The 20,375-nt window shown below is 60.4% G+C and carries 21 protein-coding genes; 10 read left to right on the plus strand and 11 right to left on the minus strand.

Features of this window, described 5'->3' with window-relative positions; all coding sequences use genetic code 11:
• Nucleotides 1–172 precede the first annotated feature (172 nt).
• The 4 genes from ACZZZU_RS03925 to lapD all read left to right on the plus strand — a co-directional run bounded on the left by ACZZZU_RS03925 (nt 173) and on the right by lapD (nt 3,949).
• A complete protein-coding gene (locus tag ACZZZU_RS03925) occupies nt 173–760 on the plus strand; it encodes a YecA family protein (protein ID WP_122498405.1) in 588 nt (195 codons plus the stop codon).
• A gap of 27 nt (nt 761–787) precedes the next feature.
• Nucleotides 788–1,186, plus strand: a complete 399-nt coding sequence (locus ACZZZU_RS03930) for a YbaN family protein (protein ID WP_122498403.1) — start codon at nt 788–790, stop codon at nt 1,184–1,186.
• Between the two features lie 105 nt (nt 1,187–1,291).
• Entirely contained in the window at nt 1,292–1,993 is a 702-nt protein-coding gene (gene lapG / locus ACZZZU_RS03935; protein WP_463549823.1) for a cysteine protease LapG, read from the plus strand.
• Nucleotides 1,994–2,002: 9 nt separating this feature from the next.
• A complete protein-coding gene (gene lapD, locus ACZZZU_RS03940; RefSeq protein ID WP_463549824.1) occupies nt 2,003–3,949 on the plus strand; it encodes a cyclic di-GMP receptor LapD in 1,947 nt (648 codons plus the stop codon).
• 335 nt (nt 3,950–4,284) lie between these two features.
• Here lapD and ycaC read toward each other — a convergent pair whose 3' ends face one another.
• The 5 genes from ycaC to ACZZZU_RS03965 form a co-directional block, all read right to left on the minus strand.
• Nucleotides 4,285–4,905 (minus strand): isochorismate family cysteine hydrolase YcaC, encoded by a 621-nt coding sequence (gene ycaC, locus ACZZZU_RS03945; protein WP_122451006.1) that lies wholly within the window; start codon nt 4,903–4,905, stop codon nt 4,285–4,287.
• Nucleotides 4,906–4,961: 56 nt separating this feature from the next.
• Nucleotides 4,962–6,800: an amidohydrolase gene (locus ACZZZU_RS03950; RefSeq protein ID WP_463549825.1), complete on the minus strand. Its 1,839-nt coding sequence runs from the start codon at nt 6,798–6,800 to the stop codon at nt 4,962–4,964.
• A 161-nt stretch (nt 6,801–6,961) separates the two neighbouring features.
• Nucleotides 6,962–7,531 (minus strand): antibiotic biosynthesis monooxygenase, encoded by a 570-nt coding sequence (locus ACZZZU_RS03955; protein WP_122498395.1) that lies wholly within the window; start codon nt 7,529–7,531, stop codon nt 6,962–6,964.
• A 39-nt stretch (nt 7,532–7,570) separates the two neighbouring features.
• Nucleotides 7,571–8,005, minus strand: a complete 435-nt coding sequence (locus ACZZZU_RS03960) for a DoxX family protein (RefSeq protein WP_463549826.1) — start codon at nt 8,003–8,005, stop codon at nt 7,571–7,573.
• A 152-nt stretch (nt 8,006–8,157) separates the two neighbouring features.
• Entirely contained in the window at nt 8,158–8,436 is a 279-nt protein-coding gene (locus ACZZZU_RS03965) for a hypothetical protein (protein ID WP_122451010.1), read from the minus strand.
• 190 nt (nt 8,437–8,626) lie between these two features.
• On the opposite strand from ACZZZU_RS03965, the gene ACZZZU_RS03970 reads away from it, so the two are divergent.
• Nucleotides 8,627–9,652, plus strand: coding sequence for a patatin-like phospholipase family protein (locus tag ACZZZU_RS03970; RefSeq protein ID WP_122498391.1), 1,026 nt, complete (start codon nt 8,627–8,629; stop codon nt 9,650–9,652).
• 3 nt (nt 9,653–9,655) lie between these two features.
• On the opposite strand, the gene ACZZZU_RS03975 is transcribed toward ACZZZU_RS03970, so the two are convergent.
• From ACZZZU_RS03975 to ACZZZU_RS03990, 4 genes are all read right to left on the minus strand, one after another.
• Entirely contained in the window at nt 9,656–10,276 is a 621-nt protein-coding gene (locus tag ACZZZU_RS03975; RefSeq protein WP_463549827.1) for a glutathione S-transferase C-terminal domain-containing protein, read from the minus strand.
• Nucleotides 10,277–10,504: 228 nt separating this feature from the next.
• A complete protein-coding gene (locus tag ACZZZU_RS03980) occupies nt 10,505–10,906 on the minus strand; it encodes an ExbD/TolR family protein (protein ID WP_463549828.1) in 402 nt (133 codons plus the stop codon).
• On the minus strand, nt 10,906–11,613 hold the full coding sequence (locus ACZZZU_RS03985) for a MotA/TolQ/ExbB proton channel family protein (RefSeq protein WP_122451013.1): 708 nt from the start codon (nt 11,611–11,613) through the stop codon (nt 10,906–10,908). The genes ACZZZU_RS03980 and ACZZZU_RS03985 overlap by 1 nt, the downstream gene beginning before the upstream one ends.
• A gap of 41 nt (nt 11,614–11,654) precedes the next feature.
• The gene (locus tag ACZZZU_RS03990) at nt 11,655–12,473 is read right to left on the minus strand and encodes an energy transducer TonB (protein ID WP_463549829.1); all 819 of its coding nucleotides are present in this window, start codon (nt 12,471–12,473) and stop codon (nt 11,655–11,657) included.
• Nucleotides 12,474–12,860: 387 nt separating this feature from the next.
• Here ACZZZU_RS03990 and ACZZZU_RS03995 point away from each other — a divergent pair, with 387 nt between their 5' ends.
• From ACZZZU_RS03995 to ACZZZU_RS04015, 5 genes are all read left to right on the plus strand, one after another.
• Nucleotides 12,861–13,553 (plus strand): DUF421 domain-containing protein, encoded by a 693-nt coding sequence (locus ACZZZU_RS03995; protein WP_463382566.1) that lies wholly within the window; start codon nt 12,861–12,863, stop codon nt 13,551–13,553.
• A 2-nt stretch (nt 13,554–13,555) separates the two neighbouring features.
• Complete coding sequence (locus ACZZZU_RS04000) at nt 13,556–14,662, plus strand: DNA topoisomerase IB (RefSeq protein WP_463549830.1); 1,107 nt, start codon at nt 13,556–13,558, stop codon at nt 14,660–14,662.
• A gap of 191 nt (nt 14,663–14,853) precedes the next feature.
• Nucleotides 14,854–15,894: a GlxA family transcriptional regulator gene (locus tag ACZZZU_RS04005; RefSeq protein ID WP_463549831.1), complete on the plus strand. Its 1,041-nt coding sequence runs from the start codon at nt 14,854–14,856 to the stop codon at nt 15,892–15,894.
• A 45-nt stretch (nt 15,895–15,939) separates the two neighbouring features.
• The gene (locus ACZZZU_RS04010) at nt 15,940–16,188 is read left to right on the plus strand and encodes a DUF1272 domain-containing protein (RefSeq protein ID WP_463549832.1); all 249 of its coding nucleotides are present in this window, start codon (nt 15,940–15,942) and stop codon (nt 16,186–16,188) included.
• A gap of 31 nt (nt 16,189–16,219) precedes the next feature.
• Nucleotides 16,220–17,392: an MFS transporter gene (locus tag ACZZZU_RS04015; RefSeq protein WP_463552099.1), complete on the plus strand. Its 1,173-nt coding sequence runs from the start codon at nt 16,220–16,222 to the stop codon at nt 17,390–17,392.
• A 15-nt stretch (nt 17,393–17,407) separates the two neighbouring features.
• Here the strand turns inward: ACZZZU_RS04015 and ACZZZU_RS04020 are convergent, their stop codons facing one another.
• Together ACZZZU_RS04020 and nfuA are read right to left on the minus strand one after the other, a co-directional pair.
• Entirely contained in the window at nt 17,408–19,558 is a 2,151-nt protein-coding gene (locus ACZZZU_RS04020; protein ID WP_463549833.1) for a C80 family cysteine peptidase, read from the minus strand.
• A gap of 189 nt (nt 19,559–19,747) precedes the next feature.
• A complete protein-coding gene (gene nfuA / locus ACZZZU_RS04025) occupies nt 19,748–20,332 on the minus strand; it encodes a Fe-S biogenesis protein NfuA (RefSeq protein ID WP_122498371.1) in 585 nt (194 codons plus the stop codon).
• Nucleotides 20,333–20,375: the final 43 nt, after the last annotated feature.

Raw genomic sequence — 20,375 nt, forward strand, 5'->3', positions numbered from 1 at the left:
CGCCGCAGTATACGTCAGCACCCCCAGGCAATGGACGACGCCTATCGGTGATTGCCCGTCGAAAAATCCTGCCAGCTAGCGGCGGCGGCGAAAAAAATCTGCCAAGAGCGCCGCGCCAGCGGGCTATACAGGCTAAAATCCTGCGCATTCAGTCCCATTAGGTAGTGCCGTAATGTCCTTCGCCGCGCAATTGACCCGCCTGCAAGCCTTCCTCGACGCCGATGAGTTGCATGAAGAAGCCCTGGACTATGTAGCCGCTCACGGCTTCCTGACCGCACTGTCGATCTGCACCGAACAAGTACCGGAGCGCGAGTGGATCGACACCCTGTTCTCCGAGCCGCCGCACTACCGTGACGACGCCGAGCGCGACGAAATCGAAGCCACCCTCATCCAACTCAAAGCGCACATCGGCCGCATGCTCGCCGCCGACGATGACCTCGAACTGCCGTGTGATCTGGATCTGGGCGAAGAGCCGGACGATTCCGATATTCGTGGCTGGTGCATCGGCTTTATGGAAGGCGTGTTTATGCGCGAAGCCGCCTGGTTTGAAACCGCCGAAGAAGAAGTCAGCGAACTGCTGCTGCCGATCATGGTGGGTTCCGGTTTGTTCGATGAAGAAGCCGAGTTCGCCGACATCGCCAAAGATGCCGACCTGATGGACGACATGGTCGAGCAAATTCCCGAAGCGCTCACCGCGCTGTTCCTGATCTGTCAGGCGCCTGACGAAAAACCTGCGCTGCTCAAGCCTCGTCACCACTAATTCGTCACCGCACGATAAGGACCGTGGATGACGCGCCAAGTCCACGAAAACCGTAACCCCGCCATTCGCTACGCCCTGCTGACCATTGGTTGGCTGAGCGTGGTGCTTGGGGTTATCGGGGTTTTTCTTCCCGTACTGCCCACCACGCCGTTTCTGCTGCTGGCGGCCGCCTGCTTCGCCCGCAGTTCCGAGCGCTTCTACCACTGGCTGGTAGACCACCCCAAGCTCGGTCCGTGGATTCGCGACTACCTCGACGGCAACGGCATACCGCTCAAAGGCAAGGTATACGCCATCGGTTTGATGTGGCTGAGCATCGGCTTTTCCTGCTACCTGGTGCCGATGTTCTGGGCGCGTACGTTTATGTTGACCAGTGCGGTGTGCGTGACGATTTATATCCTCAGGCAGAAAACCCTCAAGCGCCCGTAGCCGCTCGGATACAAGCGCAGCGACGCCGTAGAAAATTCCCGTAGCCCATACAGCAAATTCCCCTGCAACTGCCTAGAATCACCCCACCATCGGCGGAGACGCGACATGCAGCTTCGGCAGCGCTTTCAAGGACGACACAGACGCCTGTTTTCGGCACGCGTCTGTGCGTCTTTGTTGCTGGCGTTGCTGGTGGGCGTTGCCAGTGTATTTGCCGATTGGGATTTCGCCGTCATCGTCAAAAACGCAGAAACCCGCTACGGCAATCTCGGCGAAGCGAAGCCCCGCATTCTCGCCTGGGGCGATCTGGTCAGCTCAAGTGGGGGCTTGCCCGAAAGCGAAAAGCTCGTTGTGGTGAACAAGTTCTTCAACCGCGAGCTGCGCTTTGTTGATGACATGCGCAACTGGCGCCAGGAAGACTACTGGGCCACGCCGCTCGAAGCGCTGGTCAAGGGCGCTGGCGACTGCGAGGACTACTCCATCGCCAAATACTTCACCCTGCGGCGCCTTGGCATTCCCAGCGAAAAGCTGCGCATCACTTACGTCAAAGCCTTGAACTACAACCAGGCCCACATGGTGCTCACCTACTACTCCAGCCCCACCGCCCAGCCGCTGGTACTGGACAACTTGATCGGCGATATTCGCCCCGCTTCGCAACGTAAAGATCTACTCCCGGTGTATTCCTTCAATGCCGAAGGTTTGTACCTGCCGGGCTCCTCCGGCAAACGCGGTGACAGCAAAAAGCTTTCGCGCTGGCAGGACATATTGAAAAAAATGAATGCCGAAGGCTTTGCCGTTGGTGAGGGTTAGGAGAACCTTATGTCGTTACTCAAGCAGTTGTTTCTCGCCATTTGCCTGTTTCTGGTAGTGGCCTTCACCGGCAGTTTCATCACCAGTGTGGAAAGCTCGCGCGAGCAATTGCTCAGCCAGTTGCGTTCCCACGCGCAAGACGCCGCCACTGCACTGGCGCTGTCCATGACCCCGCATGTCGACGACCCGGCCATGATCGAGTTGATGGTCAGCTCGGTGTTCGACAGCGGCTACTACGCCACCATCCGCGTGGTGCGCGTCGACAACGGCGAAACCATGGTTGAACGCCGCACCACCACGACCTCGGAAAACGTGCCGGCCTGGTTCGTCAAACTGATCGACCTTGAACCCGAAGGCGGCGACGCCATGATCATGCGCGGCTGGGATCAGGCCGCCCGCGTGGAGGTGCTCAGCCATCCGCAATTCGCCCTGTCGCGTCTGTGGGACAGCGCCTTGGGCAGCGCCGCCTGGTTATTGCTCTGCGGCTTGGTCAGCTCGATTCTCGGCGGCTGGCTGCTGCGTACCCAGCTCAAACCGCTCGACAACATGGTGCAACAGGCCCACGCCATCAGCCGTCGCGAGTTCTTCACCCTGCCCCGCGTTCCGCGCACACCCGAGCTCAAGCGCGTGGTGCTGGCCATGAACCAGATGGTCGAGAAACTGAAAAACCTGTTCGCCGAAGAAGCCGCGCGCAGTGAAAAACTCCGCGAAGAAGCCTACCAGGACACCCTCACCGGCCTGGCCAACCGCCGCCTGTTCGACATCAACCTGGCCAACCAACTCAGCGCCCACGAACAGCACGCCGAGGGCTACCTGATCATGCTGCGGGTCAACGACCTTGGCGGCCTCAACCAGCGCCTCGGCGGGCAACGCACCGACGCCCTGATCGCCGCCATTGGCGAGCTGCTGAAACGCTCGCTCGAACACCCCGACCGCAGCGACTGGCTGGCCTCGCGCAGCCGTGGCGGCGAGTTCACCTTATTGGCCCCAGGGCTGGCCGGCGACGACGCCGACCGCCTCGCCCTGCAACTGATCGACAGCCTGGAAAGCCTGCGCCAAACCGGCGCCAGCGACTGCACGCCCGTGGCCCATCTGGGTATTGCCGCCTTCCGCCCCGGCGAAGACGTAACGGCCGTGATCAGCCGTGGCGATCAAGCGCTGGCCCAGGCGCAGAGCAACGCCGCCAAGTTCTGGGACCGCCTCGACGACTTCAACGCCGCTCCGAGCCAGAGCCTCAACGACTGGCGCGGCTGGATCGACGAAGCGCTCAACAAAGGCAAGCTGGAGCTGTACTTCCAACCGGTGGTGGACTGCGCCGACACCCAACGCGTGCTGCACCACAAAGTGCTGGCGCGCCTGATCGACCCGCAAGGCGAGGCCATCGCTGCCGGCCGTTTCCTACCCTGGATCGAGCGCCTGGGTTGGACCGCACGCTTCGACCTGGCGATGCTCAAACACGCCCTCGCCCACCTCGCCGCGCATCAGCAACCCATCGCCCTGAGCCTGTCGGCCGCCACCTTGCGCGAAGCCGACGCCCAGGCGCAGCTGATCACCCTGCTCCGGGAAAACCCCCAGCACGCCACCCTGATGACCCTTGAAGTGGATGAACGTCACCTGCCGCCACCGGCCGAACTGGAACGCCTCAGCCAGGCCGTGCACCTGGCCGGCTTCAACCTGGGCCTGCAGCATTTCGGCGGCCGCTTCAGCCTGATCGGCAACCTCACCCACCTGGGCCTTGCGTACCTGAAAGTGGACGGCACCTACATCCGCGCCATCGACGAGGAAAGCGACAAACGCATGTTTATCGAAGCCATGTTCCGCGCCACCAACAGCATCGACTTGCCGTTAATTGCCGAAATGGTCGAAACCCAAGGTGAACTCACCGCGTTGAAAGAGTTGGGGATCAAAGGCGCCATGGGCCGGTTGATCGGCGCACCGGCACCGTGGGGGCGGTGATCTGGGCGTGCCAAGCCGCTCCTACAATGACAGCGAGCATAAAAATCGAGTGAAGCCCCACCAATGTCGGGCTTAAAGCCTTTCCCGCAAGCTCCAGATCACTTGTAGGAGCGGCTTTAGCCGCGATGTTTTTCAAAGCAAGAGCATCGCGGCTAAAGCCGCTCCTACAAAAAGCAGTGGGCCTATAACGTCGCTCTCTTGTAGGAGCCAGCTTGCTGGCTCCTACAAAAACAAAGGCGCAAAAAAATCGAGGCTGAAGCCTCTCCCACAAGCGATGTACCACTTGTAGGAGAGGCTTCAGCCTCGATTGGGGTCTTACACGTCCAGCCGAAAAATTACTGCGCTTTCTGGCTATAGCTCTGCATCAGGTTGGCATACGCCGGCAGGTGGCCGCCGAGGATGGCGCCGAAGCCTTCGATGTCGTTGCGCCAGTCGCGTTGCAGCTCGCAACCTACGGCAAACCAGTTCATCAATTGCGCACCGGCTTCGACCATACGGTTCAGGGCCGACTCACGTACCAGCGGATTGAAGGTGCCGGAAGCGTCGGTCACGACGAACACGTCGAAGCCTTCTTCGATGGCCGACAAGGTCGGGAATGCCACGCACACGTCGGTCACAACGCCAGCGATGATAATTTGCTTGCGGCCGGTGGCTTTAACGGCGGCCACGAAGTCCGGGTTATCCCAGGCATTGATCTGGCCAGGACGGGCAATGTACGGGGCGTCCGGGAACTTGGCTTTCAGTTCGGGAACCATCGGGCCGTTCGGGCCGTTTTCAAAGCTGGTGGTGAGGATGGTCGGCAGCTTGAAGAACGCGGCGATGTCGGCCAGGGCCAGTACGTTGTTTTTGAACTCGTCCGGGGTGAAGTCGCGCACCAGGGAGATCAGGCCGGCCTGGTGATCAACCAGCAAAACCACGGCGTTGTCTTTGTCCAAGCGGTTGTATTTCTTGCTCATGATATTTCCTCGAAATAATCAGGCCCGCACCGGGCCTGATGGGTTGGATAACAAAATCAGAAGGCGAAGCAGGAACAGCCGAACGCACCCCAGAAGCCCTGGTGATCGCTCACCGGCGCCGAGGAAAGACGGGCTTTTTCATGGCTATGGGAATGCACGCCGCACGGGCCGGAGCATTGGTGCACAGCGGCCGCCAATGCGGTTTGCTGACGCCAGTGGCCGGGCACTTTCACCACCGGCGACCAGTCCGGGGTCACGGGCAGCGCAGGCGGCGCGAGCTTGTCGAATTCGTCGGTGCCGTAAACGATCTTGCCGTCCACCACGGTGAGTACCGATTCGATCCACTTGATGGCCTCTTCATCGACACTGAAGAAGTCCGCCGACAGGGCGACCACATCCGCCAACTGACCGACCTTGATCTGGCCTTTCTTGCCCTGCTCGGTCGAGAACCAGGCGCTGCCGTGGGTGAACAGTTGCAGGGCGGTTTCGCGCGGCAAGCCTTCGGGGTACAGCTCCATGCCGCCGACGGTTTTGCCGCTGACCATCCAGTACAGCGAGGTCCACGGGTTGTAGCTCGACACGCGCGTGGCATCGGTACCGCCACCCACCGGCACGCCTTCGGCGAGCATGCGTTTGATCGGCGGCGTCGCTTCGGCAGCTTTCTTGCCGTAGCGGTCGACGAAGTATTCGCCTTGGAACGCCATGCGGTCCTGTACGGCAATACCGCCGCCCAGCGCCCGTACACGCTCAATGTTTTTCGGCGTGATGGTTTCGCAGTGGTCGAAGAACCAGTGCAGGCCGTTGAACGGAATGTCGCGGTTCACTTTCTCGAACACATCGAGCATGCGCGAGATCGATTCGTCGTAGGTGGCGTGCAGGCGGAACGGCCAGCGCTGCTCAACCAGGTGACGCACCACCGGTTCCAGTTCTTCTTCCATGGTTTGCGGCAGATCCGGGCGCGGTTCGAGGAAGTCTTCGAAGTCGGCCGCCGAGAACACCAGCATTTCGCCGGCGCCGTTGTGGCGGAAGAAGTCATTGCCATCGCCTGGCTTGACGATTTGCGTCCAGTTTTTGAAGTCCACCAGTTCTTCTTTGGGCTTCTGGGTAAACAGGTTGTAGGCGATGCGCACGGTGAGTTGGTCGTTGGCGGCCAGCTCGCGGATAACCTGGTAGTCGTCCGGGTAGTTCTGGTAGCCACCACCGGCATCGATGGCGCTGGTAACGCCCAGGCGGTTCAGCTCGCGCATAAATTGACGCGTGGAGTTCACCTGGTATTCCAGCGGCAGCTTCGGCCCTTTGGCCAGCGTGGAGTACAGAATCATGGCGTTCGGGCGCGCCACCAACATGCCGGTGGGCTCGCCATTGGCGTCTTTCACAATCTCGCCGCCCGGTGGGTTCGGCGTGTCGCGGGTGTAGCCCACCACCTTGAGCGCGGCGCGGTTGAGCAAGGCGCGGTCGTACAGGTGCAGCACAAACACCGGGGTGTCGGGCGCGGCTTTGTTCAGCTCTTCAATGGTTGGCAAGCGCTTTTCGGCAAACTGGAATTCGTTCCAGCCACCCACCACGCGTACCCATTGCGGCGCGGGCGTACGGTCGGCCTGGTCTTTGAGCAGGCGCAAGGCGTCAACCAACGACGGCACGCCTTCCCAGCGCAGTTCGAGGTTGTAGTTGAGGCCGCCGCGGATCAAGTGCAGGTGCGAGTCGTTGAGGCCTGGAATGACCGTGCGCTTTTGCAGGTCGACCACGCGGGTCGAGCCGCCGCGAAAGGCCATGGCTTCGCCGTCGTTGCCCACGGCAATGAACTTGCCGTCTTTGATGGCGACGGCCGTGGCGGTCGGTTTTTCTCGGTCAACCGTGTGCAACCGGCCATTGAAGAGAATTAGATCGGCGTTCATCGCAGCTCCTGATGAGGTGGCGTAAGCGGAAAAAGGCAAGGCAGACCACAGCGCGCCAGCAGCGCCAAGCACTGAACTGGCTGCCAGAAATTGGCGGCGCCCGGGGGACTTTGGAGGGGTTTCATCAGCCATGAGGATTACTCTCCTTTCACAAAGCAGCGCTAGGCGTTAAGCCAGCGCGCAAATAGGCGTGTCACTCGCGGCATAAACACGTACACCACAAGCAGGACGATGCTCAGCGTGATCACCACACTGCTGGCCAGGTAGCCAGACAAAAACGGCAGCTTGGCGAACACCGGCTTCCACAACAGCGGCACGCCCATGCTCAGCGGCAGAATCACCAGAAAGGTGACGCACGCCTGTTTCCAGCGCGCGGGCGGTTTGGCGGTGCCGATTTCAGCGGGGGTAAACCAGAATTCGCGGTCGGCGTTCACTTCGGTTTTATCGCCGTCGGCCAGCAGCGGTTCCACTTCGGCCACCAAGCGGCGGCGGTCGTCAGAGTCGAGCCAGGTTTGCAGCAGCTCGGTACTGGTAAAGCGCAGCACGCAGGTGAACTGGGTCAGCCCCTGGCTGTGGCCGCGCATCACGTCGATGCCTAAGTGCCCGGCGTACTCGCGCGCGGTACTGATGATGCGGCGCAGCCACGCTTCATAGGCGGCATCTTTGCCGGCCTTGACGCGGTGACGGACCAGCAAGGTCGCCACCTCTTCGAACACTTCCACACTACTCATGGGCTGACGCCTCCTGTTTGAACGTAAGAAACCGAGCCGTCACTGAAGATAGACCAGCGCCCGCGCCTTACCGGGCAGGCGTTGCGACAAGGCAATGCGCCCTGGGCCAGCGATAAACACCGTGCTGAAAATTATCAGCAGCAACCAGGCGAACTGGCCGTCGGCCACGCTCCATTCCGGGTGCACGGCCACCAGCGCCACCAGCAGCACGGCGAGAATAGGCAAGCAAGAAAGACGGGTGAGCACGCCGAGCAGAATCGGCAGCGGGCACAGCACTTCGGCGAAAATCGCCAGGCTCAGCGTGAAGGTCGCGCCGAGGCGCCAGGGGTCTTCGATAAGGCTCAGCTGTTCTTGAAAATGCAGGAGTTTTGGCAAGCCGTGCACATGCAGCAGCAAGGCCGAGCCGGTAACGCGTAGCCACAGCAAGCCCCAATCACTGGCGGTGAAAGCGCTGCGGGAAACGGGATTGGCCATGGGGCGCTCACTGTCAGATTCGTATGAGCTGATAGTGAGAGATGCAGATGGGAAGAGATTGTATTGCTGTGCTGGATTGCAGAAGTGGCGTGTTGGGCTTCGCCGATGGCTCAGCCCAACCTACCTGACGACCGTGTTCTGCTGAAACGCAATCAACGCCCGGCGCGGGATTCGCTGATGTAGAAGCGCGCTTTCTTGGCGTTCTTGGTGCAGCTTTCGTAGCCTTCGAATTGTTGCGAGGTTTTCGCGCCGGTCAGCAGCGACAGGGCTTTGGAGTAGCTCACGGTGCCGGCAAAGCCTTCGGCCTTGGCCAGATCAAGCTCGCGCCAGGCGGCGTCCGACTGCGCGGCGCAGCTGTCGCGGTAGGCAGTTTTTGCGGCGCAACCGGACAACGCCAGCACCATCAGGGGTAAGCAGATCCAGGCTTTCATAACATTGCTCCAAATAAGAGAAACAGCAGGTTAAACGTCATTAAGCACGTGTGTTGATCAGACGCCAGCGCCGCGAAAAAGTGCGATCAAGCGAAGCGGCGATCGCCTACGCCTTGGCGGCGCAAGCCGGCGCGCGTATGGTCGCAAAATGCCGTGCCAAGCGGCCGGCGATAGTAATCAGGAGCGGGTGATGAGTAAACGCGTGGCGCTGGTGTTGGGTGCGGGGGGCGCACGGGGGTATGCGCACATTGGCGCTATCGAGGAACTGGAGCGGCGCGGTTATGACATCGCCTGCATCGCCGGTTGCTCCATGGGCGCGGTGGTGGGTGGCATCTATGCCGCCGGCAGGCTGCCCGAATACCGCGAGTGGATTGAAAGCCTCGACTACATCGACGTGCTGCGTCTGCTCGACGTAAGCTTTCGACTCGGCGCCATTCGCGGTGAAAAAGTCTTCGGGCGCATTCGCGAAATGGTCGGCGAGATCAATATCGAAGACCTGCGCATCCCCTACACCGCCGTCGCCACCGACCTCACCTTCCAGCAGGAAATCTGGTTCCAGCAAGGCAACCTGCACCAAGCCATGCGCGCGTCGGCGGCGATTCCCAGCCTGTTTACCCCGGTGATCCAGGGCAAGCGCATGTTGGTAGACGGCAGCCTGCTCAACCCGTTGCCCATCGTGCCGGTGGTGGCCAGTCATTGCGATTTGATTGTGGCAGTGAACCTCAACGCCAACGGCCAGCGCCATTACCAACTGCCGGTAATCGAGCGTCCTGCCGCGTTCAAAGGCAAGCTCGATGGCTTGATGGACAGCATTGGTTCACGCATTCCGTTTCGCCGCAAACTGGCCGGCCCCGCCGAAGAAGCTGCGTTACTCGAAGCCGCCGCCAGCGCCGAGCCCAACCCCTGGCTCGACCCACCGGCCGCCGCACCGTCGCCGCGCCCGGATGAAAGCCCGACGCCAAACTCGGCCACCGGCTCACGGGTTGCGGAAACCGGTAGCCCGGCGTCGCTGCTGGAGTTGGTCAACCAAAGCTTCGAGGTGATGCAAACCTCGCTCGCGCAATACAAGATCGCCGGCTACCCGCCCGATATTCTGGTCAACGTACCGCGCCGCGCCTGCCGCTTTTTCGAGTTCTACAAAGCGCCCGAGTTGATCGAACTGGGCCGCATCATCACCAGCGACACGCTGGACCGCTACGAAGAGGAAAACGGCTGAGGCCTAAAAGCCCTCAGCCACCAACGCGCGCTGGACCGCCGGCCGCGCGTTGAAGTGCTCACGAAAGCGCGCCAACGCCTTCAACTCATCCAAGCGCCCGCCCACGCGCCCTGCCCAGCCAGCGAACACGCCCAGGTAAGCATCGGCAATGCTGTACTGCTCGCCGCCCAAGAAAGGCTGGGCTTGCAGGTGTTGGTCGATGTGCGCAAACGCCTTATACAACTGCTCCAGCGCCTGCGCACGAATGCCGGGGTGGGCGCTTTCATCGGCGCTGTAGCGCTCCGGCCGGTTCAGCGGGCGAAAGGAGGCGGCGTGCACCTCGGCGGCCAGGTAACCAATCCAACTCTGAATCTGCGCGCGCTCCACGCTACCCGCCGGCGCGAAAAGCGAAGTGCCCGGCTTAAGGTCCGCGAGATACGGCAAAATCGCGCTGTTCTCGGTGATGCGCCGGCCATCGTCCAACTGCAACACCGGCACGCGGCCCAAGGGGTTGATCTGGTGAATCGTCGAGTCCGCCGTGCGCAACGCAACGCGCTCCACCTGAATCGGCAACTCCAGCTCATGCACGACCACGTGAGCGGCGAACGAGCAAGCGCCCGGCGAGATATAGAGAGTGGAAGTCATCAGGTTTCTCCTAAGTGACGCTTTGCTCTGCGGTCCGGGCACGGTGAAACGTAGCGAGCGAAGGTTATGCAAGGCGAAAACGAGCGAGCACGCGGAGTTGGCTGTAGCCAATGAGCAGTGCGAGCTCGTTTTCAACGCAGCAGAACCGAGCGCAGCAGTTTCACCGTGTCCGGGAACGAAGAAAATAGGCCGCCCTGCCCCTGCCTGAAGCAGGGCGACCAAAACGGGTTAACGCGCAGTAATCACCGACAGCTTGGTAATCCCTGCTCGCTCAATCGACGCCATGGCCTTGGCCACCTGGCCGTAGTCGACCTTCTCGTCAGCCTGCAATTGCACCCGCAGTTCGGCGTCTTTGGCCTTGGCGGTTTCCAGGCTGGATTGCAGCAAGTCGGCCTGAATTTCGTCCTTGTTAAGGAACACTTTGCCGGCGCCGTCGATGCTGACCACCAGCGGGTCTTTCTGCTCGACCGGCGCCACGGCTTCGGTTTTCGGCAAGTTGATCGGGATGGCATTGGTCAGCAGCGGCGCCGTGACGATAAACACCACCAGCAGCACCAACATCACATCCACCAGCGGCGTTACGTTGATTTCGCTGAGCACTTCATCGCTGTCTTGAGTGGAGAACGCCATTACGAAGCCTCCTTCACTTTCTGCGGCGCGGCCTTACCGCCAGGCAGTTGAATAAGCTTGAACGCGGACTTCTGCGCCAGGCTGTAGAAGTCGTGGGCGAAGTCGTCCAGGTCAGCCGAGTTGAGCTTCAGGCGGCGCAAGAAGTAGTTGTAAACCAGCACCGCCGGCACGGCGACGGCGATGCCCACACCGGTCGCCACCAGCGCAGCACCAATTGGGCCGGCCACGGTTTCCAGGCTGGCCGAGCCGGCCAGGCTGATACCTTTGAGCGCTTCCATGATTCCCCATACGGTGCCGAACAGACCGATAAAGGGCGACGTGCTGCCGATGGATGCAACCACCGCCAAGCCCGATTCCAACGAACGACGCTCCCGTTGAATCTGCTGACGCAGGGCGCGTTCGAGGCGGTCCTGATGGTTGATCGCCTGGCTTAAATCCTGGGCGTGCTCCTGCACCTGGATCGCGCCGAAGCCGGCTTGGGCAACACGGGAGACGGCGCCGGGCTGGGAGTTCACCAGTTCCGCCGCTCCATCCAGGCTGGAGGCACCCCAGAACAGCTTTTGGAACTTGCGGTCCTGGCGTTTCAATCGCCCGAACTGCAAGGCTTTCAGCAGGGCCAGGCCCCAGGTCACAACAGAGAAACCGACCAGCAGCCAGATGACCGCGCTTTCAATCGACTCGAGGGGGGATGTGGCCAATACGCTCATGATTCAACTCTCTCTATAAATTCGCTAATGCGTGGTCGCTGTCAGTGCAACTTGAAGCCGATCGGCACGCTGACCCAACCGTCTCGCGCCACATCGCCTTGCTTGGACGGCACAAACGACCAGCGCTTGACCGCCTGTACGGCTGCGTTATCCAGCAGCTCGCGGCCGCTGGAGGTTTGAATCTGAATCTCTGCCGGGCTGCCGCTGGCCAGTACATGCACCCGCAGCACCACCGTGCCTTCCCAACCGCGACGCTGAGCCAGCGACGGGTATTCCGGCGCCGGGTTCTTCAAGTACGCCGCGTTGGCCGACGGCGGTGTCACCGGCGCCGGAGCCGGCGGCGCGGGTGGCGCCGGTGCCGCAACGGGCGCTGGTGTCGGCGCTGGGGGCGGCGGTTCTACAGCCTTGGGTGCCGGCTTCGGTAAGGGTTTGGGCGGCGGTGTCGGCTTGGGTTTCGGAATCGGTTTTGGCGCCGGCTTCGCAGCCAACTCATCCACCACCGGCGGTGGCGGTGGTGGCGGCTCAACCACGGGCGGCGGCGGTGGCGGCGGTGGCGGTTCCACCACTGGCGGCGCCGGACGGGTGAATTCGATTTCCATGGGCGGAATTTCTGGCGGCACTACCGGCAGCGGCGGCGGGGTCTGCTGGTTGAGCCAGTAAATCAGCCCACCGTGGGCGACCACCGCGAGCACCGCCAGCAACAGCTTTTCGCGCCGACTCAATGCGCCGACTGGCGCCACGTGATGCCGCCGGCTCTGGGCCAGCGGCTCGCGGTGGCGGTGACCGAGGTCGACCAGATCGGCGCTGGCCGGCGCCTGCCATTGCCGCTGCGCTGATGCGGCTGGTTGAACATTGCCCATTTAAAACTCCTCGCAATTGCGTATGTCGCCGGTCAACAGCGCGGTGACCCAGCGCCCGCGCTGTCTGGCAAGTGGCCGTTGCAGAGCGGTTCGACGTGTTGGGCGCAATGATTGAGGAGAGGGCTTATCTCAAAAAGTAACTTTTAACTATTTTGTAATAACCTAAAAGAATTACAATTTTTAACACGTTGATTTTCATGACTTTTTATTCATTCAAACCTAAAGAGCATAAAAAACATGCTTTTCAGGCATTACGCGTCGAGCCGGCGTACACCTGCCCCTGACGCACAAATACACCGAACCTAAAACCGCCGGTCAGCGTCTATTTTGTTACCCGCAGTCAGGTAGGAAACCGCCCATGTCCCCTCGTCACCAAGGCCTCTGGCCATGACCGCTTTCGATTGGCAGCGGATGCTGATCGACAAGCTGCCCGTACCGTTTTTGCTCGAAGTCACGGTGCGCACGCTGTTCGCTTATCTGGTGGTGTTCACCTTTCTGAAAATTTCCGGGCGCCGTGGCGTCAGGCAGCTGTCGCTGTTTGAGCTGGTGGTGATCCTCACCCTCGGCTCAGCCGCAGGTGACGTCACCTTCTACGACGACGTGCCGTTGCTGCCCATCGTTGTGGTGTTCGCTACGTTGCTGCTGCTCTACCGCGTCACCACCTTCGCCATGGAGCGCTTGCCGCGGTTCGGTGATTGGTTGGAGGGCCGCCCGGCGCTGATCATTGAAAACGGCGTGTGCGACGTGCCGGCGCTGGCGCGCAAGAACATTTCCACCGACGAATTCTTTATGGAGCTGCGCCAGAAAGGCGTCGAGCACCTGGGCCAAGTGCGCATCGGCATCATGGAAGTGAACGGCGACGTCAGCCTGTATTTCCTGCCCGACGACCAGGTGCGCTACGGCCTGTCGGTATTGCCCAGCCCGCTTCGCCAGCAATATCGGGAAGTGCCGAGCAGCGCGTTGTACGCCTGCATCTGGTGCGGCAACACCACGCAACTGCAGGCCGGCGAGCACGCCACATGTCAGCGCTGCGAGCATGATGAATGGAGCGAAGCCATCAACACTCCGAGGCAAGGCTAACCATGACCAGCGCAATCAAGCCCGACGTATTGCCGTTGGCCAAAGGCGAACGGCCGCTACCCGATGACGAAGGCGGCGACACCGGCACCCTGCTCTGTCCCGCATTGCCGCCCGACTTGCACTACGTTGACGACAGCCAACCGGGTTTTCGCCGACGTAAATTGCGCGGCAAGTTCGTCTACTTCGACCTTAAGGGCGAGCGCATCCGCGACGCCGACGAGATTCAGCGCATCAACAAGCTGGCCATTCCGCCGGCCTACGAAGACGTATGGATTTGCGCCGACCCGCAAGGCCACCTGCAAGCGACAGGCCGCGACGCCCGTGGGCGCAAGCAGTACCGCTATCACCCACGCTGGCGGGAAATTCGCGATGCCGACAAATACGAACGCCTGCTGGAATTCGGTCGCGCCCTGCCGAAACTGCGCACGCGCACCGAAGAACACTTGAAACTGCCGGGGCTGGGCCATGACAAAGTGGTCGCCACGGTGGTGGCCCTGCTCGACTCCACGCTGATTCGCGTCGGCAACACGCAGTACGCCCGTGACAACAAATCCTTCGGCCTGACCACCCTGCGTAACCGCCACGTGGACGTGAAAGGCGCCGGCATCCGCTTTCACTTTCGCGGCAAGAGCGGCGTCGAGCACGAAGTGAGCCTGCAGCACCCGCGCCTGGCGAAAATCATTCGCCGCTGCCTCGAATTGCCAGGCCAGCACCTGTTCCAATACCTGGACGACGACGGTCAGCGCCGGGTCGTGACCTCGTCCGATATCAACCAGTATCTGCAAGAACAAAGCGGCAGCGACTTCACCGCCAAGGACTACCGCACCTGGGCCGGCACCGCCCTGGCCCTCGACCGCCTGCGCCAATTGCCCCACGAGGAACGCTCGGCCACCGAGCAAAAACGCCTCGTCAACGAAGTGATCAAAGATGTCGCCAGCCAGCTCGGCAACACCCCTGCCATCTGCCGCAAGTGCTACGTGCATCCGGCGGTGCTGGAGCATTTCGTTGCCGGCGAACTGGCATCGTTGAGCAAGGCGCGCAGCCGCAAGGGTTTGCGGGATGAAGAAACCACATTGATGCGGTTTTTGGAGCGGTTGAATCCGCAATGAGGGATTTTCCGTTCAAAAGCTCGCGACTGAAGCCGCTCCTACAGGGTCCACCTCAATTGTGGGAGCGGCTTCAGCCGCGATTTGCCTAAAACCGCGCAGTCAAAATCAAATGGCAATATCTGTGGGCTTATTGTCATTGTTGCCAAGCCCATCGCGCGACAGAATGGCATCCTCGTCAAGAAGGTGCCCCCATGGCCACGCCTCCTCATTCCAGCCACCTGCGCACCGTCGCCTGCCTGATTTTCCCGCAGGTGATGAGCCTGGATGTCACCGGCCCCATGCAAGTGTTCGCCTCGGCCAACGTCGAGCGCGGGCGCCAGGGCCTGCCAGCGTTTTATGAATTGCTGTTGGTGGGCGAAGACCTGACGCCCGTGCCCACGTCCGCTGGCATGCGTCTGTGCGTAGACCACACCTGGCAAACATTGGACGTTGCGCAACTCGACACCCTGCTCGTGCCCGGCGGCCTCGGCGTCAACGAGCAAATGCTCGACGCGCCGTTGCTTGAGTGGTTGCGCCAGACCGAGCCGCAGGTGCGGCGGCTGGGGTCGATCTGTTCCGGCGCACTGATTCTCGCCGCCGCTGGCGTGCTCGACGGCCGCCAGGCAACCACCCATTGGGCCGACGTCGACGAGCTGCGCTGCCGGTTTCCCTCGGTGCTGATCGAAAGCGACCGCCTGCACACCTTCGACCCGCGCAATCTCGACGGCGACAGCCATGTGTTCACCTCGGCGGGCGTCACGGCTGGTATCGACCTGGCGCTGGCCCTGGTTGAAGCCGACCTGGGCCGGGCAATAGCCTTGAGCGTCGCGAGGCGCTTGGTGATGTTTTTGCGTCGTCCTGGCGGACAAACCCAATTCAGCGCCCTGCTCACCCCGGAACCGACCCGCGTGCCGCGCCTGGCTGCGCTGCTCGACTGGCTGCCCGCCAACATCGGGGCAGACTTGTCGCTGGAAGCCCTGGCGCAGCAGGCGAAAATGACGCCGCGTACCTTGTCGCGCGTATTTACCCAGGAATTGGGCATGGGCCCGGGGCGCTATGTCGAGCGCGTGCGGCTTGAAGCGGCGCGCTTGCTGCTACAAGACGCCCAAGCCTCGATTGCCACCGTGGCGCGCCTGACCGGCTTCGGCCATCCGGAAAACTTGCGGCGCACATTTCACAAACACCTGGCGGTCAGCCCCCAGGAATATTCGCAGCGCTTTGGCGACGCCCCACTGCGCGAGCCGGCGCTATAAGCGCCCGCCATCCTCATGCAAAGCCACCCACGTAAGGACTACGCCATGCTCGAACTCCGCCCAAGCTGTGAATGCTGCGACCGCGACCTGCCGCCGGACTCTGTGGACGCGCGCATCTGCACATTCGAATGCACCTTCTGCCAGGACTGCGCCGAAACCCACCTCAAGGGCGAATGCCCGAATTGCGGCGGCGAACTGCTGCAACGCCCTCGCCGCCCGTCCGCCAAGTTGCTCAACAACCCCGCTTCCACCGAACGCGTGCACAAACCAGCCGGTTGCGCCAAGGCCAGCTGACGTCACCATCCGCCAAGGAAAAACCATCATGTTGCTGTTGCGTAATGCCTCCGTTCGGCTGCTTTTCGCCGGCCAGGCGCTGTACTGGTCTTGCTCGCTCATCGGCATCACCCTGACCTCGCTGGTCGGCTTGCAACTGGCGCCGAGCAACGTGCTGGCCACCCTGCCCTTGGCACTGCTGGTGCTCGGCAATTTGCTGGCCGTGCAGCCGCTGTCGCTGTTTATGCAGCGTCACGGCCGGCGACCGGGCTTGATGCTCGGTGCGGCTTGTGGCGTGGCGGGCGGTTTACTCAGCGCGTTGGGCGTTTGGGTGGGCGACTTCATCGTGTTCTGCCTCGGCGCTTTGCCCATCGGCGCCTATCAAGCGTCGGCCATGTACTACCGTTTCGCCGCGCTGGAAGCGGTAGACGAACATCAGAAAGGCCGTGCCACCGCGTATGTCGTCGGAGGCGGTGTGCTTGCGGCTTTGCTGGCACCCAGCTTGGCGCTGTGGTCGCGCACCGTGCTGAGCACGCCGTATCTGGGGGCGTATCTGGCCATCGCGGCGCTCGCTGCATTCGGCTTGCTACTGCTCAGCCGGTTGCGCGAAGGTGCCGCGCCGGCGCCAGGCAAAGCGGGCTTTGCCGCCATGCGCGAATTGCTGGCAAGGCCAGTGGTGCGCGCAGCGGTTGCCACCACCGCTATCGGCCACGGCTTGATGGTGTTGGTGATGAACGCCACGCCACTGGCCATGAGTTTTTGTGGCTTTGATGTGGCAGTGGGCGCGGGGGTCATTCAGTGGCACATGCTCGGCATGTTTCTTCCAGCATTTGTCGCCGGTCCGCTGGTAGACCGCCTCGGCAGCCGCCGCGTCGCCGTGCTCGGCGGCTGCATTTTGCTCGCCAGCGCCGTGGTCGCGCTCCTCGGCCTGAGCAAAGGGCATTTTCTTGTGAGTTCATTCCTGCTCGGCCTGGGCTGGAACCTGGCACTGATCGCGGGCACCACCTTGCTCGCAGAAGGTCACGCCCCAAGCGAACGTGGTCAGGCGCAAGGCGTCATGGAACTGGTCAACGGTTCCGTCGCCGCCTGTGCCTCATTTGCCTCCGGTGCCTTGATCACCGGGCTGGGTTGGACCGCCATCAACCTCGGTGTCTTGCCCTTAGTAGCGTTGGCGCTGGTGATGCTATGGCCGGCCAGGGAGCGGCACGTGGTTACGCCGCTTTAACGCGTCCTGCGGTCCCTACTGCGTAGGATCATTAAACGGCACTGGGTTGGACAGCGAGCCGGGGGGGACGAACTCGAATGTGCCCTGAGCCGTTAGATGAAACTCCTTGAGGTTCAAGTATTTGGGGGCTCGGTACAATTTATTACTGGCCAGTGTTAACCAGCGGTGCTTATCGGATAGAGCGGGCTCTTTATCGGCAAAAAGAAATACCTTCGTCAGCCGCTCGCGAGAAGTGCTTGCCGCCGCACCGTCGACATATTCGAGATTGCCCCCTTCCTGAGCATCGAAGACGATAGAGGTGGATGGATAATTTGCTCTGACTTGATCTATTGCCGGCTGCGCATGCTCACCTGCTGCGTTGAGTACCAGTTGGTTTTTATATTTTCTAATTTGAATAGGCTCCCCAATGTTGGCGCCTGAAGGTTTGTAAGGGGTCGCCTCCGATATTCCCGCATCCAGGGGCCGGCTATCACTAAGCTGCGACCACCGATACAGATCCTTTCCGGTTGAATAATCGTTAAATAACGGTGTTAAGTCATATGTTCTGTACTGCGGTAGATCCACCAATTCCTGAACGGCCGGACCCGCCGTATTGTTATGAGTCGGGTGCCTGCGCAGATGCTCGGCGCCGAATATTCCAAGCACACCCGGCAGCTTGTATTTAAGATCACTATTTAGTTGTTCAGCCATCGCGATATTTCGCACGGTTATTTCCTCCAGATCATTGGCGGGTCGGTCCTCCAATCGCCCGCTGTCAATAAAGTCAAATCTGATATTGTTATCCAATACATCCGACCGCAATAGCCCAGCATAATAGTTATTAATTTTTGCCACTTCAGCGGCAAACTCCTGCTTGATAATTTTATAACCGGTAGAATCTTTTTCCAGCAAGTCGAAATTACTAAAATAATCATCCAGCGATGAATAACCTTTCATTGCCAGCGCCTGTTCGACAGCCGCATTATCCGCGAGCTCATACGAGTCGTAGATCGGAACACTCTCCAAGACAGCTCGCTTTAACGCCCCGTCGGATAACAACTGCTTCGTCAGTAACCACGCCGAAGGTAAATTATGGGCCTCACCCAGAAAAACCGGGCCAAGTTGCAAGTCATACTCGACTTTGTTTTTCACATGAGACAGAAACTCGGCAGCCTCCATGCTAATCATCTTTTTATTGTAGGCTTCCCAGATATGGTTGGGCTTTGCTGTTTCTGGACCTTCGCTATGGGGATCGTTTTCGGTGCCGGTAAGGTGGGGGGGGCTTTCACCCGGACTAAGCGGATCGTCTTTTCCCAGCGCGCCGACGGTATCAGCCGAAACAGGCAGTTTGTGACCGTTGCCATCGATAATGATCGATGTGGAGTAACCTTTGACGCGCGTTTGAATATCTTCCTTTGTATTGAGCAGGTATCGCACCTCGTCAACAATGCCCCCCTTATTGCAAAGTGACTCGCAACCAACCAGCGTCAGTTTTTCCACTGAAGTGCCGGTTGATGCCGATAAACGCGCTACGGTCGTTGCAATTTGCTCCGGACTCAGAGTGCCGATTTTCCTCTCTGCTCCATGCCCAACCACTTCGAACTTGGCGTTGCGACCGCCTCCCTCAAGCGATCCAGACAGCACCTGAGCGTTGCCATCATGTGTCGGGATGACAACGGTCGTCGTCGTGGGGTGTTTCGCTGCCAACTGGGCGACAGCATAATCAGCGGCCGGATCACCGTGGTTAGCGTTAATAAGAATGTGGCGGTCAATCTTGTTTCGGACGTTTTCTTTGAAAGCCCCATCGATGAAAGACAGCTCTTTCACGCGCGTCTCACCACCCAACGAACCTAACTTTTTGGAAAGTGATTTGGCGACCTGTTGTGCGTCTATTTTTTGGTTACCTTTCGCGATCTCGATCACGGGCACGCCATTGACGGCGCTGGATACCGTGGCGCCGCTGCTGCGATCCAGCAGAATTTCTGCGGTGGCCCAGCTCGGAACAGCGGCCACCCACATAGAAAGTGCAAGATGCTTAATCGAAAAAGCCGGCGGTTTAGGTGCAACTGCACTAGCAGCAGGCCCCTGCCGCTGCCCAGGCTTGCGTTGGGCGCGAGTGATTTCGGCGACGGGAATAAAAAAGCCCAGAGGCTTGCTGAAAATAAGACGAAAGCAGTGTTTGTTCATGGCGTTTCTTCCCCTAGGGCTCAATACATAAACCCTATGAAAGGCACGACCTAGAGCCTGTATGAAGGCTCCGATTAGCTTTGCAGAACGAAGCTAAAACTCCACGGATTCCCCAGTGAAGCGGGCAGAAATGAACCTGCAGAAATGAAAAAAGCGGCCCGAGGGCCGCCTTTTGTCATCGAACGCTACTTAGTAGTAGGCGTTTTCTTTGTTGGTGTGATCGGTCACGTCGCGAACGCCTTTGAGCTCGGGAATACGCTCGAGCAAGGTTTTCTCGATGCCTTCTTTGAGGGTCAGGTCAACCTGTCCGCAACCTTGGCAGCCGCCGCCGAATTTCAGTACGGCAATGCCGTCTTCGACCACGTCGATCAGGCTGACTTCACCGCCGTGGCTGGCCAGCCCCGGGTTGATTTCGGTCTGCAGGTAATAGCTGATGCGCTCGTTGATGGGGCTGTCTTCGTTAACCATCGGAACTTTGGCGTTTGGCGCCTTGATGGTCAGCTGGCCGCCCATGCGGTCGGTGGCGTAGTCGACTACCGCGTCTTCAAGGAAGGCTTCGCTGAAGGCGTCGATATAAGCGGTGAAGCTTTTCAACGCTACGGCGTGGTCGTCTGGCTTCTCTTCGCCCGGCTTGCAATAGGCGATGCAGGTTTCAGCGTATTGGGTACCCGGCTGGGTGATGAAGATGCGGATGCCGATGCCGGTGGTGCTCTGCTTGCTCAGCAGGTCGGCTAGGTAATCGTGGGCAGCTTCAGTAATGGTGATGGCAGTCATGGCAACTCCTCGCAAACATGGGCGCAGTTTACGCCCATGGGGC

This window comes from Pseudomonas sp. AC136 (assembly GCF_979258585.1).